15 protein-coding genes and 1 tRNA gene are annotated in these 17,640 nt (G+C 47.3%); 1 reads left to right on the top strand and 15 read right to left on the bottom strand.

Translation table 11 applies throughout. The annotated features are described in order from the left end of the window. Positions 1 to 4: 4 nt before the first annotated feature. From hemC to ABEQ74_RS26955, 15 genes are all read right to left on the bottom strand, one after another. Positions 5 to 961 (bottom strand): hydroxymethylbilane synthase, encoded by a 957-nt coding sequence (gene hemC / locus ABEQ74_RS26885; RefSeq protein ID WP_430125298.1) that lies wholly within the window; start codon positions 959 to 961, stop codon positions 5 to 7. A 3-nt stretch (positions 962 to 964) separates the two neighbouring features. Further along, positions 965 to 1,624: a precorrin-2 dehydrogenase/sirohydrochlorin ferrochelatase family protein gene (locus ABEQ74_RS26890; protein WP_430125299.1), complete on the bottom strand. Its 660-nt coding sequence runs from the start codon at positions 1,622 to 1,624 to the stop codon at positions 965 to 967. Positions 1,625 to 1,629: 5 nt separating this feature from the next. Next, positions 1,630 to 2,460, bottom strand: a complete 831-nt coding sequence (gene ccsA, locus ABEQ74_RS26895) for a cytochrome c biogenesis protein CcsA (protein ID WP_430125300.1) — start codon at positions 2,458 to 2,460, stop codon at positions 1,630 to 1,632. Positions 2,461 to 2,478: 18 nt separating this feature from the next. Continuing rightward, a complete protein-coding gene (gene hemA / locus ABEQ74_RS26900; RefSeq protein ID WP_430125301.1) occupies positions 2,479 to 3,882 on the bottom strand; it encodes a glutamyl-tRNA reductase in 1,404 nt (467 codons plus the stop codon). 328 nt (positions 3,883 to 4,210) lie between these two features. Then, positions 4,211 to 4,609 carry an adenosylmethionine decarboxylase gene (gene speD / locus ABEQ74_RS26905; RefSeq protein WP_006208786.1) on the bottom strand — a complete coding sequence of 133 codons (399 nt, stop codon included), beginning with the start codon at positions 4,607 to 4,609 and terminating at the stop codon, positions 4,211 to 4,213. 356 nt (positions 4,610 to 4,965) lie between these two features. After that, entirely contained in the window at positions 4,966 to 5,556 is a 591-nt protein-coding gene (locus tag ABEQ74_RS26910; protein WP_430125302.1) for a non-ribosomal peptide synthetase module, read from the bottom strand. Between the two features lie 213 nt (positions 5,557 to 5,769). Next, complete coding sequence (gene yihA / locus ABEQ74_RS26915) at positions 5,770 to 6,414, bottom strand: ribosome biogenesis GTP-binding protein YihA/YsxC (RefSeq protein ID WP_430125303.1); 645 nt, start codon at positions 6,412 to 6,414, stop codon at positions 5,770 to 5,772. A gap of 16 nt (positions 6,415 to 6,430) precedes the next feature. Further along, a complete protein-coding gene (gene lon, locus ABEQ74_RS26920) occupies positions 6,431 to 8,767 on the bottom strand; it encodes an endopeptidase La (RefSeq protein WP_430125304.1) in 2,337 nt (778 codons plus the stop codon). An 84-nt stretch (positions 8,768 to 8,851) separates the two neighbouring features. Beyond that, positions 8,852 to 10,561, bottom strand: a complete 1,710-nt coding sequence (gene lonB, locus ABEQ74_RS26925; protein ID WP_430125311.1) for an ATP-dependent protease LonB — start codon at positions 10,559 to 10,561, stop codon at positions 8,852 to 8,854. Between the two features lie 170 nt (positions 10,562 to 10,731). Further along, positions 10,732 to 11,049: a hypothetical protein gene (locus ABEQ74_RS26930; protein WP_430125305.1), complete on the bottom strand. Its 318-nt coding sequence runs from the start codon at positions 11,047 to 11,049 to the stop codon at positions 10,732 to 10,734. Positions 11,050 to 11,265: 216 nt separating this feature from the next. Then, entirely contained in the window at positions 11,266 to 12,375 is a 1,110-nt protein-coding gene (ispG, locus tag ABEQ74_RS26935) for a flavodoxin-dependent (E)-4-hydroxy-3-methylbut-2-enyl-diphosphate synthase (RefSeq protein WP_430125306.1), read from the bottom strand. A 113-nt stretch (positions 12,376 to 12,488) separates the two neighbouring features. Continuing rightward, complete coding sequence (clpX, locus tag ABEQ74_RS26940) at positions 12,489 to 13,754, bottom strand: ATP-dependent protease ATP-binding subunit ClpX (protein WP_430125307.1); 1,266 nt, start codon at positions 13,752 to 13,754, stop codon at positions 12,489 to 12,491. 14 nt (positions 13,755 to 13,768) lie between these two features. Beyond that, a complete protein-coding gene (gene clpP, locus ABEQ74_RS26945) occupies positions 13,769 to 14,359 on the bottom strand; it encodes an ATP-dependent Clp endopeptidase proteolytic subunit ClpP (protein ID WP_053489410.1) in 591 nt (196 codons plus the stop codon). Positions 14,360 to 14,631: 272 nt separating this feature from the next. Next, on the bottom strand, positions 14,632 to 15,960 hold the full coding sequence (gene tig, locus ABEQ74_RS26950; RefSeq protein ID WP_430125308.1) for a trigger factor: 1,329 nt from the start codon (positions 15,958 to 15,960) through the stop codon (positions 14,632 to 14,634). Positions 15,961 to 16,105: 145 nt separating this feature from the next. Then, positions 16,106 to 16,945 carry a hypothetical protein gene (locus ABEQ74_RS26955; protein WP_430125309.1) on the bottom strand — a complete coding sequence of 280 codons (840 nt, stop codon included), beginning with the start codon at positions 16,943 to 16,945 and terminating at the stop codon, positions 16,106 to 16,108. Positions 16,946 to 17,302: 357 nt separating this feature from the next. Here ABEQ74_RS26955 and ABEQ74_RS26960 point away from each other — a divergent pair. Further along, positions 17,303 to 17,376 (top strand) — tRNA-Arg (locus ABEQ74_RS26960). The last annotated feature ends 264 nt before the right edge of the window (positions 17,377 to 17,640 follow it).

Raw genomic sequence — 17,640 nt, forward strand, 5'->3', positions numbered from 1 at the left:
CCCCTCATCCCCTAACCTGTGCCAGTATCTTCTCCGCTCCTTTAGCTCTCAACTTCGCTGCTACTTCGGCTCCGAGCGATTCAGGGTCGGTTCCTTCGGCGCTTTCCTTCAACACAATTTCGCCATCAGGGGAACCAACCATTCCTGTCAATTGTATAACTTTTTGCGCTCCACGAGAATCACTTGCATCCTCATTCTTCAGAACAGCATAAGCTCCAATCGGCACCTGGCATCCACCGTTCAGCTCACTTAAAAATTTCCGTTCTGCTGCCACAGTCCGCGCAGTTACTTCATCATTATATAAAGACAGCAAATGCAGCAGCTCCGCATCGCTTTCACGGCATTCAATTCCGAGTGCGCCCTGGCCCACAGCAGGCAAACTGATCTCAACCGGCAGATACGAAGTAATCCGGTCTTCCCATCCCATGCGTTGAAGACCTGCGGTCGCGAGAATAATAGCTTGAAATTCGCCATCTTCCATTTTGCGAATACGAGAATCGATATTCCCTCTAATCCAATGAATCTGCAGATCAGGTCGGTAAGCTTTCAACTGGCTGGATCGGCGCAGACTGCTTGTCCCCACCTTGGCGCCTTGTGGGAGATCATCCAGCGTTGTCCCTTCTTTGGAAATCAGGCAATCGCGAGGATCCTTTCTTGCCGGCACGGCACCCGACACGAGACCTTCAGGTAGGACAGATGGCATATCCTTCATACTGTGAACCGCCATATCAATCTCGCCATCTAACATGGCCTGCTCAATTTCTTTAACAAACAAGCCTTTACCGCCTACTTTGGAGAGGGTTACATCCAGGATACGGTCGCCTTTTGTGACAATTTTCTTGATGGTGAAGTCATATTCAAGCCCATGCTCCTTAGCTAACCGCTTTAGGTCATCAATAACCTGTCCCGTCTGTGTTAGTGCCAGAACACTTTGTCTACTGCCAACTACGATTGTGCGCATGTTTCATTCCTCCCGATTAATCTCAATCCATTGTTTCATTTTATCCGCATTCCAAGGCTCATAATCTCCTAGGCGAATCTCGCCGAGCAAGTCTATGCCGTATACTTTGTCTAATAATCGGCTGCGTGCATCTTTGCACGCTACTTCTTGTTTAATCATCGTACGCATCTCATATAAAAAATCCAGATATTCCTCATACTCCGGTCCGAACTGTTCTTCGAGCTGGTGGAGTATATCGCGTGCGGCCCTCGGGCCGGCTCCTGATGTAGATACAGCCAGTGTAAGCCTTCCCCGATGCAGCACTGCCGGACTGATAAACGTTCCCTTCTCGCCATGGCTGGCTATATTAACCAACACACCGAGCCGATCGGCATTCGCCGCAATTTCCAGGTTCAGCTTGCTGTCATCGGTGGCTGCATAAACCAAAAACGCACCTGTCAAATCATCTGCTTGATACTCCCGCTTGGTCCAAATAAGGACATTCTCATTCGCCAAACGTTGAAGCGTCTCGCTTCGTAATTCGGGGCTTACTATATGTACGCTTGCTCCGACGTCCAGCAGATGGATGGCTTTACGCTCTGCCACCTTGCCGCCGCCGATAATCAAGCATAATCGCCCCTTGCAATTCAGCAGCACGGGCAAATACTGATGATCCTCCGTCACTGTCCTCACACTCCTGACCAGCTGTGAAAAGCAGACCACGTATTCAGAAAAAAGTTCAATATAATAAAACCATATCCGATCAAAGCCCATATGGCTGTTTCTCTGCCGGATCTTCTCCATAAACGACGTTTAATAAAATAGACGATATACATGGCCAGCGCCGTCAGAGTAGACATCACTTTGATATCCAATAACAAAGCCCATCTTCCAGCCATGACTACCGACAGAACTGCCAGGATGAGCGATAGTACCAAAATAATCGTTCCGGCCATCAGCGCTTTATAGGAGTAATCATCCAACTTCTCAAGGCTTGGCAACCTGCGGATCGTATCATTCCATTGCTTGTGTTTTAACTTGCGATGCAGGAACATGTAGATGGCCGCAAACACCGCGCCTACCGTCAAAGCGGCAAAGCTGACACTCGCCAGCGCGATATGAACTAGCAAAAGACGGTGCTCTGTCTCCCAGCTGGACAGCGCATTATCACCTGTCGTAAACCACAAACGATTAATCAGCATGACGCTAAATCCCACAAGGTTTATCAATAGAACAGCAAATTCCGAGAGCTTCATGTACGTCAGGGCTATTGAAGTGATCGATATACAGAAAGCCAGCAGGTACAAGAAATCAAACAATGTAAAGACAGGGAAATGGAAATGCCCGCCCTCCATCGCTCTGATACCGATCCCCACTAGTTGAAAAAGTGCGGTAATGGCAAGAAGCCCTGTGCCTATCCGCTTCGCCATCGAATTGCGTGAAATGCAATCCGAGATATAAAACAGAAGGCTCAGGGCATAGATACAAATGCCGGTGATATAAATGATATTTAACAACATAGGCTACCCTCACCCTCCTCAAAGGGTGGCAGGAGCCAGAGTCACCTTCAGCGGCTTCTCTTCTACCTGCTGATCCGAAGCATTCTTTGTTCGTTCAGCTTCAATGGCGGGAGTTGCTTTCTTGTGACGGCTGGCACCCTGCTCATTCTCATGAATCAGGCTTTCCAATGCAAATATTTGTGAAAAATAATCCAGTGCTTCGCCGCCCTGTTTGCCACCCGTCATTTCCTTGATCCGGTTAATAGGATCATGCATCATCTGGTTAACGATGCTCTTGGTCAAACGACGAATGACTTTTCGCTGGCGTTCATCCAGTTCCGGAAGCTTGTTGAACAGACTTTCCATGGTTTCTTCATGAATGGCATTCGATTTTTCCTGTAAGGCCCGAATTGCTGGTCTGACGCCAAGCGTCTTCAGCCAGGTGTGAAAGGCATCCATTTCTTCTTGAATCATCACTTCAATCTTCGCAGCTTCCACCCGGCGCATTTCCATATTGGTCTCTACAATGCCTTCCAAATCATCAATATCGTATAAGAATACATTCGAGAGATCGCCTACTGCCGGATCAATATCACGTGGTACTGCAATATCAATCATGAACAACGGGCGGGATGGCCGTTTCTTCATGCTCTCCTTAACCCGTTCCGCATTCAGCACATATTCATTAGAACCGGTGGAGCTGATAATGATATCCACTTCATTCAACGAATGGATCGCTTCGTTAATGGTACAAGGCGTTCCTTTGAATTTGCGTGCCAATTCTTCTGCTCTGGTGAGCGTGCGGTTAGCTACGATCACTTCTGCGGCACCATTGGCATACAGATGCTTCACGGTAAGCTCGCTCATTTTGCCTGCGCCGAGAATCATGACCTTCTTATCGTGGAACGCACCAAAAATCCGTTTGCCCAGCTCAACTGCAGCATAACTGACAGAGACGGCACTTTCGCCGATTGAAGTCTCGGAATGAGCCCGCTTGCCGAGCGTAACCGCTTGTTTAAATAACATATTGAACCAGGTTCCTGTTCCATTATGCTTCTGTGACGTCAAAAAAGCATTACGCACCTGTCCAAGAATCTGCGTTTCTCCAATAACCATGGAATCCAAACCGCAGGTGACCTTAAACAGATGGGAAATAGCCTGTTCGTCTTCATATATATATAGATGCTGTGTAAATTCTTCACGATTAATGCCGAACCACTGTTCCATAAAACTGCGGATAAAGTAGCCGCACATATGAAGGCGATCTACCACAACATAAATCTCAGTCCGGTTGCAGGTAGCGACAATGACGCCCTCCAATACGCTCTTGGTCGAATTAAGTTGCTCTAATGCCTTTGGCATGTCATCTTCCGAGAATGTAAACCGTTCTCTGACTTCCACGGGCGCTGTGCGATAATTCAACCCAACAACGACGATGTGCATTGCATGTTCACCTGCCTATTTCTCCAAGTAGTTTTGCCGTATAGACATACTGTTCATTATATCACAGTATGCTGAGCAGCCTTGTCTATTTTATGAAATGTTTATGAAATCCCCATACTTCTTCATTCCATGACAAAGCTTGCTTTTCCAAAAGATTGCACCTTACTATTGTGGATATAGGACAACTTAGATATACGTACGAATTGTTACGAATTCATGATTGCAAAAATTAATTTCCTGTAATACCCAAGGCTTCATTCCCTTACAAAATAAATAACCATGGAAGTCTCCATGGTTATCAATATACACATTTGATTAGTTGGCCAATTTAAACGAGCTCAGCCTGTTTCATCTCTGGCGTTTCCACGGTCATTTCGCCGAGTCCGCGCACGAGTTTTTTAGCATAGCATTTTTCAGGTTTCAAAGCGGATACCAGATAATCAATAGCCAACTGCGGATCTACTGTCTCCCCACAGGTATAACAGTCAATCGCAGCAAAACCTCTCTCAGGGTATGTGTGAATCGAGAGATGGCTTTCCGACAGCAACACCAGCACAGTTGCACCTTGTGGTTCAAACTGCTTGGATTGGACGGACAATACCGTTGCTCCACATGCTTCAGCGGCTTCCACCATCTGAGCTTGCAAAAATTCTGCACTGTTCAATAGTTCAAAATCGACTCCCCAAGTATCAACAGCAACGTGTCTTCCGAAAGTTGAGTATTCCATCTTCCGGTTTCCCCCTTCCTAGGAATAAAATGTTTGAAAATTTCATCCGCTAGGACCTACGTCATTCACTTCCCGAGGGAATAATCTCTCGCAACATTACATGTCCTGAGTGAATCCTGGTTCCTATATTCTTTTCAACGAGATTAAAAATAACATCTATAACGTTTAATTGCAACACCTTTTTCAAAAATAACCAATAATTATTTTACAGCTCAATATATGTGGGTTTGAACGATATGGTGAATCCCCCAGTTTAATTAAGCATAAATAAAGATTTATCTCACATGCACGCATAATATTGAGATTCCGTATATTGACAATAAATAAAAAAAGCCGCCCCATCACAGGGCAGCCGATTAAGCTTCCAGAACGAATAGACGTTGATTAAATCTTCGCAGACGTTCATCGATCGTCGTCGTTATCAGTTTATCATTACCTGCTGCAATCCGCTGATCCAGAAGCACGTTAATGTTGCGCTGGATGGATTCGATCTCTTTCTCTGCTTCATTGCTGTTAAAGAGACGCTGCAGCTCACCAGCTGTATTCTTGTACTCGTAGATAACGATGCTGTCGTCCCCTGCAATCTGGGTAATTCTGTGCACCGTTCCTACATGATAGTCGTAGCTCATCGTAAAGCCGCGATAAATCCGATTTACCCTGCCTGTTCCATTAAAGGCCGCAAACAGTTTCCTTACGGCATTCGTCAGATGGGGGGTAACCAATCGGCACGACAGCTCACAGACGTACAAGCCATTCTTGCGTTCAAAGGGCAAATGAACTTCTTCCCCGCTTTCATCTTCGAGCACGAATTCCTGCTCTCCGCTGTCCATCACTTTCACCCGGTTTGAAACCCGGAAAGCTTGGTTATATTGCAGAAATTGATCCATTTGAATATCCGTCATTTGCATTGTGGCATTAACATATTCTGTGGCTAACCGCTGAGCCATAAAAATCTCCCTCAATTCTTTTAACTTATTACCATTATACAGCAGACGCCAGCGGTATTTCTTGCCGTCCGAACGAGATTATCCATCATATTTCATAAAAAAACGGAATTAGCCGGAATCAGGCTAACATTTCCCGCATGATACTCACTTTCCTGTGAAGAATACACCGAATCCCTGTATTACCTTGAAAAAATCACAACAAAACGAACCAGTTCAGACTGGTTCGCTACCTTCCCTATCCGACTCAATAGCCGACTCTACCTTTGTTTCCTTGGTCCCCATATGAGACTCCATAATGGCCCATAATTCATCTTTACCCAGACCTAGCTCGGATGAAAACATGACGAATGAATGATAGGGTTTAAATCCGAGTGTTTCCTTCACGATTTTCACATGTTTCTGGCGGCGTGTCTTCGGAATTTTATCCGCCTTGGTCGCGACCACACATACCGGACGGTTGTAATGCTGCAGCCATTCATACATGCTGATATCGTCTTTTGACGGCGGGTGACGCATGTCCACTACAAGTAATACAAGCTTCAGCTCTTCACGGCTGAGCAGGTATCTCTCAATCATTTCGCCAAACGCAGCACGCTGGCTTTTGGACACCTTCGCATAACCATAACCCGGGAAATCGACCAGATACAGATCTTCATTCACCCGGTAATAATTGAGCTGCTGGGTTTTCCCTGGTGTCGCACTTGTGCGCGCTAGGTTCTTGCGAGATATCATTCGGTTAATCAGTGATGACTTGCCCACGTTGGAACGCCCTGCCAGAGCAATCTCCGGCAAGGCATCATCAGGATATTGAGCAGGTACGACAGCACTGATGACAAACTCGGCTTTCGTAACTTTCATATTTAGACTTTCCTCTCTAGTGCACTCCCGTTTGTTCAACGAGCGCGTGCTCCAGAACCTGATCCATATGGGATACCGGAACGAACTCCACGTCGTTCTTCACGCTGTCAGGTATATCACGCAAGTCACGTTCGTTATCCTTAGGGAGTAATATTTTTTTGTAGCCGGCACGGTGAGCTGCCAATGACTTCTCTTTCAAGCCGCCAATCGGCAGAACACGTCCCCGAAGTGTAATTTCTCCTGTCATCGCCACATCACGGGCTACATGCCGTTTCGTTAAGGATGAGATCAGAGCTGTCGCAATCGTAATACCGGCTGAAGGACCATCCTTCGGAATAGCGCCCTCAGGGATGTGAATATGGACATCAAGCTTCTCATGGAAATCCGGATCAATACCCAGTTCTACCGCTTTCGAGCGGGTAAAACTGAAGGCGGCTTGAGCCGATTCCTTCATGACATCGCCAAGCTTCCCAGTCAAGGTCAACTTGCCGGTACCAGGTACCACGGTTACTTCAATGGTCAGCGTCTCGCCGCCGACCTCCGTCCAGGCAAGTCCTGTTACTGTGCCCACTTGATCCTCAAGTTCGGCCATGCCGTAGCGGAACTTCGGAATTCCAAGATACTCCTTGATATCATCTGCCTTGATCTCAATGGATTCCGATTGATTCGTTACGATCTGTTTGGCAGCTTTACGACACAGCGCAGCCACTTGCTGCTCCAGATTCCGCACCCCGGATTCACGGGTATACTCCCGGATTACCTTCATAAGCGCTTCCTCATCCAGAACCAGCTGCTCCGGTGCTAACCCGTGCTCACTCTTCTGTTTAGGCAGCAAATAACGATTGGCGATCTGTAATTTCTCCAGTTCGGTATAGCCTGGAATGTTCAGCACTTCCATCCGGTCCAGAAGCGGCCTCGGAATGTTATGAAGCACGTTCGCTGTCGTGACAAACATGACGTTGGACAGGTCAAAGGGAATTTCCACGAAATGATCGCTGAACGTATTGTTCTGCTCGGGATCCAGCACTTCAAGCAGCGCTGAAGACGGGTCACCACGGAAGTCGGATGCCATCTTATCGATTTCATCCAGTAGAAACACGGGATTCATTGAACCCGCCGTCTTCATGCCTTGAATGATACGTCCCGGCATAGCTCCTACATAAGTGCGCCGGTGTCCGCGGATTTCAGCCTCATCCCTTACTCCGCCTAAAGATACACGAACAAATTTGCGTTCCAAAGAGCGTGCAATAGACCTGGCAAGCGATGTTTTACCCACGCCCGGAGGGCCAACCAAGCACAAAATAGGCCCCTTCATCTTCTTCACCAGCTTCTGGACCGCCAAATATTCCAGCACGCGTTCCTTCGGCTTCTCCAGTCCATAATGATCCTCGTCAAGTACTTGCTCCGCTTTAACGATGTCCAGATCGTCCTCGGTCTTGTTACTCCAAGGCAGCGCCAGCAGCCAATCGACATAATTTCGAATCACGCCGCCTTCGGCAGAGCTTGCCGGCATTTTCTCGAGTCGGTCAATCTCCTTCTCAACCTTCTCCTGAACACGCTCCGGCAATTCAAGCTCCTCCAACTGGCCTCGAAGCTCCTCTACTTCCCCTGCACGACCTTCCTTGTCACCAAGCTCTTTTTGGATGGCCTTCATCTGCTCGCGCAAATAGTATTCCTTCTGGGTCTTCTCCATTTGCTTCTTGACCCGCTGGTTGATTTTGCGCTCCAATTCCAGCACTTCACGCTCGTTATTCAGTATATCTAGAAGTTTCTCGAGCCGTTTGCGAACGTCAATTGTTTCGAGAATTTCTTGCTTATCTTTGATCTTCAGTGACAGATGACTTGTAATTACGTCAGCCAGTCGGCCCGGCTCATCAATATCGGAAACGGCCGCAAGTGTCTCTGGTGTCACCTTCTTCGACAAATTGATGTAATTCTCAAACTGGGACAGTACGGTTCGCATTAACGCGGACACTTCAGGGTCATGGTTCTCCTCTTCAGGAAGCTCCCGGGCAATGACCTCATAGTATTCCTCTTGATCCGTATATTCTATAACCTCCGCCCGTTCCATACCTTCCACTAGCACACGTATGGTACCGTTCGGAAGTTTAAGCATCTGGCGTACATTCGCAACTGTGCCAATCCGAAAAATATCATCCTGCGTCGGCTCTTCAATGTTCACTTCCGATTGAGAACATAGGAGAATCAAATTGTCTTCAACCATCGCTTTTTCTAAAGCCTTTACCGATTTCTCCCTGCCTACATCCAAGTGAAGCACCATGCTCGGATAGACAAGAAGACCTCTCAAAGGCAGTAAAGGAAAACGACGACCTTTGGATTTACTGGGTCCCATCGCTTTCGCACCTCCAATGGCTCTCAATGTTGACACTATTCCTATTTTATCAAATCTGCGTATAAAAAACCAACCATATGAAGCTTAACATCCACCAGCGTCCGTAATTTTACCATTACGTGGAGGTGTAGCCTGCAGCAATGAAGCGGAAGAGGATGGAAAAATCTCGTTCCCTGGGAGCTGCACCACCTCGGGAGTGAACGCTCTTCCAAAAATATTACCGAATACCTCATCTACCGATTCTACCGGGATGACCCGTAAACCGCCGCTCAAATCTTGAAATAACGTCTGCCAATTGTCTTTGGGAATGATCACGCGGGTTGCCCCAGCTTGAAATGCCGCTTCTACTTTAGCGATGACTCCGCCAATTGGCTTTACCTTTCCATGGATGCTCATCTCGCCGGTCATCGCGACCTTATTGTCAACTTCAATTCCTTTAATAGCCGATACGATCGCCGTCGCCATTGCAATACCCGCCGAAGGGCCGTCAATTGGCGTTCCTCCAGGAAAATTGATATGCAGATCATAGTTTTTAGGGGTAAAGCCCATCGAGCCCAGAACGGTCAACACATTCTCAATCGAGCCTTTGGCCATGCTCTTACGACGCAGCTTCCGCGAACCCCCGCCAAATTCCTCTTCATCCACGACGCCTGTAATATTATATATTCCCCGTCCCTTCTCAACAGGAACTGCAGACACTTCTATCTCGAGCAGCGCCCCCATATTGGGACCGTAAACGGCTAACCCGTTTACTACGCCAACTTGAGGCTTCTCCGGTATTTTCCGGTCGGGCCTTGGCTGAAGCTGGCTGCTGCTGGCCACCCACTCTACATCCCCTGCGCTAAGAGCATCTCGCTTCTCAGTCAGAGCAAGGCCGGCAGCCAATTGAATCATATTAACTGCTTCACGGCCGTTGGAGCAGTACTGTTTCACAACTTCCACTGCTGCGGGGGCCGCATTTAAACCGATTTTTTGAATGGCGTCCTCTGCGATTTTCCCAATCTCTTCAGGCAAAAGCGGACGGAAAAAAATCTCCATGCAGCGTGAACGAAGTGCAGGAGCAATTTCTTCTGGCGAACGTGTTGTGGCACCGACCAGTCGAAAATCTGCCGGAAGTCCATTTTGAAAAATGTCGTGTATATAGGCAGGCGTGTTAGCATCCTCAGAATTATAATACGCACTTTCCAGCAGAACCTTGCGGTCCTCCAGCACTTTTAACAGCTTATTCATCTGAATAGGATGCAATTCCCCTATTTCGTCAATAAACAGAATTCCTCCGTGTGCCTTGGTCACAGCACCTGGCTTCGGCTGAGGAATGCCTGCAACACCCATGGCACCAGCACCTTGATAAATCGGATCATGAACCGATCCAATGAGCGGGTCGGCAATTCCACGTTCATCAAAGCGGGCCGTAGTGGCGTCAATCTCCGTGAATTTTGCATCATATTTAAACGGGGATTGCGGGTTCTTCTTCGCTTCCTCCATCACTACACGGGCTGCAGCTGTTTTGCCGACTCCCGGAGGCCCATATACGATAACATGCTGCGGATTCGCACTGCATAACGCTGCCTTTAATGCGCGCAAGCCGTCCTTCTGCCCGACAATGTCATCCATCGTTTGCGGCCTTGTTTTCTCGGCCAGTGGTTTCGTTAAGGATACCGACCGAAGCTTGCGTAATTTATCGAGTTCCTTTCGCGATTCACGATCTACCGCTGTTTTGCTCGTCTTCTGTCCACGCAATAAGTTCCAAAAATAAATGCCGATGATGACTGCAAAGAACAGCTGCACCAGCATTATCACGATACTTAAATTCACAAGTCATTCCTCCTGTATTCCATTATGTCTTCATCCAAAACGTTAATACATGGTAGTATTGCCGATTCCTTGGATGGTAAAACGCTGGCGGCGGAACAAATTGTATATGGAGGACTTAATGAGGATGCATTGAGGAAGATGTAAAAGTATCAAAATTGGATGGAAGAGGCTATGAGACGCTCCAGTGAGACGCTCCAGTGAGACGCTCCGCATACGTATCGTTCCTCCGATCGCTGTTGTTTCCGAATTTCATGAATGACATTATCAATGTAGAAATTCGGCAACAAAGGCGACCACTTCGCTTCTCCGGAATCGATTCGTCCGCTCCGCTGGTGCGGCGCATGGCATCCTTCTTCATCGTGGGGTGGGGAGAGGGAAGGGCTGAGCTTCATAAAAAGAAGCTCGATAAAGGGCTCAATAAAGAGCTCAATTAAAAAGCAAGGAATAGTTACTGTAAGACAGACCACTGAAATGGACTCCTGCAACTCTTACCGTGTATCCGAAATTAACGAGCTAGTCAACTTATCCTATTCGTCATTGCTACACTTTTGACCGCTCAAAGAAATCTCAAGGATATACCCTGCCTCCCCCTTTAACTCTTACAAAACAACAAAACGGCAGTCTCAATTCCTGAGACTGCCGTTTCAATATAAGCGGTTATTTCAATAACTAAGTTATCAAGCTTAAACCGTCGTTTTGTGCTTGCGGCCCGGAATTTCGCCGGTTTCCTCGTACACCTTCACGATATGATCAATTTCCTTCTTAAGCTCTTCCACCATAGTTTCTTCCGGAACTTTGCGGATCATCTCTCCGTAACGGAAGAGCAAGCCTTCGCCGCGCGCACCGGCAATACCGATATCTGCTTCCCGGGCCTCGCCGGGACCGTTCACGGCACAGCCCAGTACAGAAACCTTGATTGGCACTTTAATCTTCGAGATGTACTCCTCAACCTCATTGGCAATGGAGAACAAGTCGATATCGAGCCGTCCGCAGGTTGGGCAAGATACCAAGGTAGCCGCATCCGAAATCAGGCCGAAGGATTTGAGAAGTTCCCGGCCGACTTTGATCTCTTCCACAGGATCGGCACTCAAGGAGATTCTCATCGTACTGCCAATACCAAGTGACAGCAGGGCGCCGAGCCCAGCAGCACTCTTCACAGTACCCGAGAACAAAGTGCCCGCTTCGGTAATTCCAAGGTGAAGAGGATATGGAATTACTTCCGCTGCCTTAGTATATGCCGCAATCGCCATCGGGACATCCGATGCTTTCAGGGACACGATAATGTCGTGGAAATCCAGCTCTTCGAGGATGCCGATATGGTACAAGGCACTCTCCACCATCGCTTCAGGTGTAGGATACCCATATTTCTCAAGAAGATGATTCTCCAAGGAACCGGCGTTTACCCCGATCCGAATCGGAATCCCCTTCTCTTTGCATGCCTTCACGACAGCTTCAACTTTCTCACGCTTACCGATGTTCCCCGGATTGATCCGAACCTTATCAATACCATTCTCGATCGCAATAAGTGCAAGCTTATAGTTGAAATGAATATCTGCCACGAGCGGAATATGAATGCGTTTCTTGATTTCCTTGATGGCCGCAGCTGCTTCCTCATTGTTTACCGTTACCCGGACGATCTGACATCCGGCTTCTTCCAGACGAAGGATCTCCGCAACGGTTGCCTCCACATCTGCGGTTTTGGTGGTGCACATGCTTTGAATAATGACTTCGTTCTTTCCCCCAATGGTGAGGTTCCCCACCTTGACAGGCCGTGTGTCTTGTCTCAAAAACATGGTACGATCTCTCCCATATAACGCCAAAGCTCCACTCCAGCAAGCCCGTTTGGGTTTAACTGGAAGTGGAGAATCGGCGTAGATTTATTCCACGTCTAACACCCTAAAGGGCCTTAGGCGCTTTCTTCTTGTTTCTTGTCTTCTTCGTCACCTTTGACTTGAAGTTCAGGGATTACTTTATCTCGAACAACCTGCTCTGTAATGACGCAATCCTTGATGTCGTCTCTGGACGGCACTTCATACATCACATCCAGCATGATACCTTCAATAATGGAGCGCAGTCCGCGTGCACCAGTGTTACGCTTAATCGCTTCACGGGCAATCGCTTCAAGGGCGCCTGGCTCAAACTTAAGGTTAACGTTGTCGAATTCAAGCAGCTTTTGGTATTGTTTCGTCAAAGCGTTTTTCGGCTCGGACAGAATACGCACCAAGGTGGTTTCATCCAGTGGCTCAAGGGTAGATACTACTGGCAGACGTCCAACGAACTCAGGAATCAATCCAAATTTAAGCAGATCTTCAGGTAGAACCATGGTGAGGTACTCACCCGGTTTCAATTCCTTCTGGCTTTCACCGGAAGCATTAAACCCGATAACCTTCTTACCGATCCGACGTTTAATATATTGCTCCAATCCGTCAAATGCGCCACCGCAAATGAATAGGATGTTCGTCGTATCGATCTGGATAAATTCTTGATGAGGATGCTTGCGGCCACCTTGCGGCGGTACAGATGCAACGGTTCCTTCCAGGATTTTCAGCAAAGCTTGCTGAACCCCTTCACCGGAAACGTCACGCGTAATGGACGGATTCTCCGATTTACGGGCCACTTTATCGATCTCATCAATATAGATAATGCCACGTTCCGCTTTTTCCACGTCATAATCTGCAGCTTGAATCAGCTTCAGCAAAATGTTCTCAACATCCTCACCCACATAACCGGCTTCGGTCAGTGAAGTTGCATCTGCAATAGCAAACGGAACATTGAGAATCTTGGCCATCGTTTGGGCAAGCAATGTTTTACCGGAACCTGTAGGTCCAAGCATCAAAATATTACTCTTTTGCAGTTCAACATCATCAATCTTGCTCTGAGTGTTGATACGTTTATAGTGGTTATAAACGGCAACAGAAAGAGACTTCTTCGCTTGATCCTGTCCGATTACGTATTGATCCAGAATGTCCCGAATCTCACGCGGTTTCGGAATATCCTTCAGATCCACTTCTTCTTCATGGCCAAGCTCTTCCTCGACGATTTCGGAACACAAGTCAATGCATTCGTCGCATATATAAACACCGGGCCCCGCAACAAGCTTGCGGACCTGCTCCTGGGATTTACCGCAGAAGGAGCATTTCAGCTGCCCTTTGTCATCGTTAAATTTAAACATGCTTTTACCACCCCTTAAGATTTGGTCGGTGAAGACAGAACATCATCGATAATACCGTACGCCTTCGCTTCGTCCGCGCTCATAAAAAAGTCGCGGTCCGTATCGCGTTCGATTTTTTCAAGGGGCTGACCTGTACGATCCACATAGATTTGATTCAATTTATGTCTGGTCTTGATGATCCAATCTGCATGGATTTGGATATCAGATGCCTGACCTTGAATGCCCCCGAGCGGCTGGTGAATCATTACTTCACTGTTCTCAAGTGCATAGCGCTTGCCCGGTGCTCCGGCTGTAAGCAGCAATGATCCCATGCTGGCGGCCATGCCAACACAAATCGTTGACACATCTGGCTTAATTAACTGCATCGTATCATATATACCCATCCCGGCCGTTACCGAACCGCCAGGGGAATTGATGTACAAAGAGATATCCTTTTCCGGATCTTCCGCAGCCAAAAACAGCAGCTGGGCAATAACAAGATTGGCAACATCGTCATCGATCGCACTGCTGAGGAAAATAATGCGATCCTTCAGTAATCTTGAGTAGATATCGTAAGATCTTTCGCCTCTACTGGTTTGCTCAACAACCATAGGTACAAGACTCATGCGACCAACCTCTTTTCCTTGAAAATATACTGCAGCGTTACAAAAGTTATTCTAACATGTTCAAAGCTCCATGTCATTTTTTAACCCTTTTTACATCCTATGAATTTCGCTAGGATTATATCCTGCCTGCTTGTCCTGTTTATGTATGTCGAATTTAATAACCATTTCATGTCATATCTAGTACCCAATTGGCTATTGTTAGGTAAAAATAAGGCACGCATGATATGTACGTGCCTTATCGAAAGTGAGGCGCCCTCGCAGACGCCTATTTATTATTCTTCAGACGATGCATCTTCTTTCTTCTCAACAGGTGCACCTTCTACGCTGTTCTCAAGCAAGAAGTCGATCGTTTTGCGAAGAAGCAATTCTTCACGAAGGCTGTCAAGGGATCCATTAGCACCGAGGATGCTGCGGATTTCTTCAGCGGAACGCTTATACGTGTCAGCCATGTTTTCCAGTTCTTTGTTGATTTCCTCTTCGGAAACTTCAAGCTTCTCTTCTTTGGCGATTTGCTCCAGAACGAGATTGTTGCGAACACGCTTAGCCGCATCGTCCTTCATTTGCTCTTCCAAATCGGAGTTGCTTTGGCCGGAGAAGCTAAGGAACATTTCCAAGTTCATGCCTTGCTGGCGAAGACGGTTGTCGAAATCGCGCATCATGTTTTGAACTTCGGATTGAATCATAGCATCCGGAATTTCGATTTCAGCGTTTGCTGCTGCTTTTTCAACGACTTCGTTCTCGCGAACGCCTTGTGCTTCTTGCTCTTTACGAGCCAGCAGCTGCTTCTTCAGATCTTCCTTGTACTCGTCAAGCGTATCAAACTCACTAACGTCTTTAGCGAATTCATCATCCAGCTCAGGAAGCTGCTTGCGCTTAATTTCGTGTACTTTTACTTTGAAGACAGCTTGTTTGTTAGCCAACTCTTCAGCGTGATATGTTTCAGGGAATGTTACTTCCACATCCTTGAAGTCTCCTGTTGCCATGCCGATAACTTGGTCTTCAAAGCCTGGAATGAATGAATTGCTTCCAAGCTCAAGGGAATAGCGCTCAGCTTGTCCGCCTTCGAAAGGAACACCATCAACAGAACCGTCGAAATCGATCACGACGATATCGCCAGATTGGGAAGCTCCTTCGTCGATAACAGTAAGCTCTGCATGACGCTGCTGCAAGCGCTCCAACTCTTCATTCAATTCCTCATCGGAAACTTCAGCAGTTACTGGTGCTACTTCGATACCTTTGTAATCGCCAAGTTTAACTTCAGGCTTCACGGTTACTTTGGCTTTGAACTTGAAAGTTTGACCTTTGCCGAATTGCTCGATTTCCACATCCGGACGATCTACTGGGAAGATATCTGCCTGTTCTACAGCTTCGCCGTATACTTCCGGAAGAAGGATGTCGATGGCATCCTGGTACAAGCTCTCAACGCCATAACGAGCTTCAAAAACGGGCCGAGGCACTTTACCTTTGCGGAATCCAGGTACATTTGCTTTTTTTGCTACTTTATTAAAAGCTTTGTCAAGAGCGGATGCAACGCGTTCTGCATCTACCTCAACTTCAAGAACACCAAGGTTCTTCTCTATTTTTTCCCAAGTTGCTTTCATTTATGCTTTCCCCTCCAAAATAATTCACGTGGTCGACGCAATAATGTATCACGTACCGAATAACCACTATAGTATAAACAACATTATATTCTTTTTCAAGGGCGAACCCTTATGCTACGATGCGGTAAACGTTTTCCAATTCCAGCTAATCCTCCACACCTGCAGCCACAAATTGTTTAAGAGATCGATATGCCCCCTCATAGCGGAATCGCATGGTGTCTGTTATGCCGTACAGCGGGCGAATCTCATCTTCATTTCGAAAACCCTTCAGACTCTCCGACACGATATCATGAAGCGCTGCCGCCCAAATATCCAGTGTCGATTCTTCTTCATCCAGCATCGAATGGTAATCCTCGGTTCCATAAATCGCCATAATGAACTGGGACCATAATTCCTGGGCAAAATAAAACAACGTCGGTTCATGCACCTCGGTCTGATTTGCTACGCGTTCCAATATTTTCGAAATTGCAGGTGGAAATCCCGCTGGATCCAGGGGTACCGTTTCAATTTCAATCTCAACGGGTTCCTGTCCACGGTGAAGACGAACCTGCCCCTCCATTCCTCTTCTGCGGAGAGTTTGAAGCACCCGAAATTGTAAAAGCGGGTGAAGGGGCGTATCGTGGAGCCAATCCACCAATACTGCATCGATTTCAGGACGCTCCAAATAGGCAAGCTGTTCCAGCGCCAAAATGGTCTGTTCCGTCAACGGTCCGTTCATCACAGAGTCCAGCAGCTTGTCGGCATATCCGGCATCCTGAGCGGCTTTTTCCTTAACCAGTTGCTTTGCCATATCCGCTTCATCAGGATCATCTGCCTGATCGGATTCAGCGTCAGCTGAGCGAGGTGCTGCCTGCTCCGGAAATGCCGCTTCCAGCCATTCAAGAAGGGATTTCCACTCATCATAATTCCGTTCATTCTGTCCGCCGCACTTCAGCAAAAAACGAAGAACTTCCATTGCTTCGCCATAACGTTCATTCTCGAGCATAACCGTAAGCTGAATCTGGTAATAATCCAGCGTCTTCGGAAACAGGATGATGTTCTTGTCCTCTTGTTCTTGGGAGTAAGAGTCCTTGATAAGGACACCTCCTTTCTGGTCCTGTTTTTATTTCGTTGATTATAGCATATGTAATGCCAAGTTTAAAAAAGCGAATTCGTGACAAGCTTTCAGACCATCAGCAGCGACTAAATATCCCATAGGTTCATGGCCCCCCCTTATACCTTATCAATATAACCCGGAAGGATGTGCTCATAATCTTGCCACCTCAAATTCATGGGTCATAAAAAAATAGTTGTAATCTCCTGGGGGATATGATAACATATTTTTTGCTTGAAAAAATTCTGTGTCCCAGTAGCTCAGCTGGATAGAGCAACGGCCTTCTAAGCCGTCGGTCAGGGGTTCGAATCCCTTCTGGGACGTAAAAAAGGAAGCCACCAATGTTAAAATTGGTGGCTTCTTTGCGTATTCCAGAAGGGTGATGAACCCAGGTGGGTTCGTCGGAGCATACGCTTCGGGAGCATTACTTCGCAGTCGGCCTGTAAGGCCGTACCCCGACTGGGACGTTTTTGCGTCCCGTGAGGATGAGAACCCCGAGGGGGTTCGTCGGAGCATACACTTCGGGAGCATTACTTCGCAGTCGGCCTGTAAGGCCGTACCCCGACTGGGACGTAAAAAAGGAAGCC

The organism is Paenibacillus solani (assembly GCF_050475945.1).
GTDB lineage: Bacteria > Bacillota > Bacilli > Paenibacillales > Paenibacillaceae > Paenibacillus_AQ > Paenibacillus_AQ solani_A.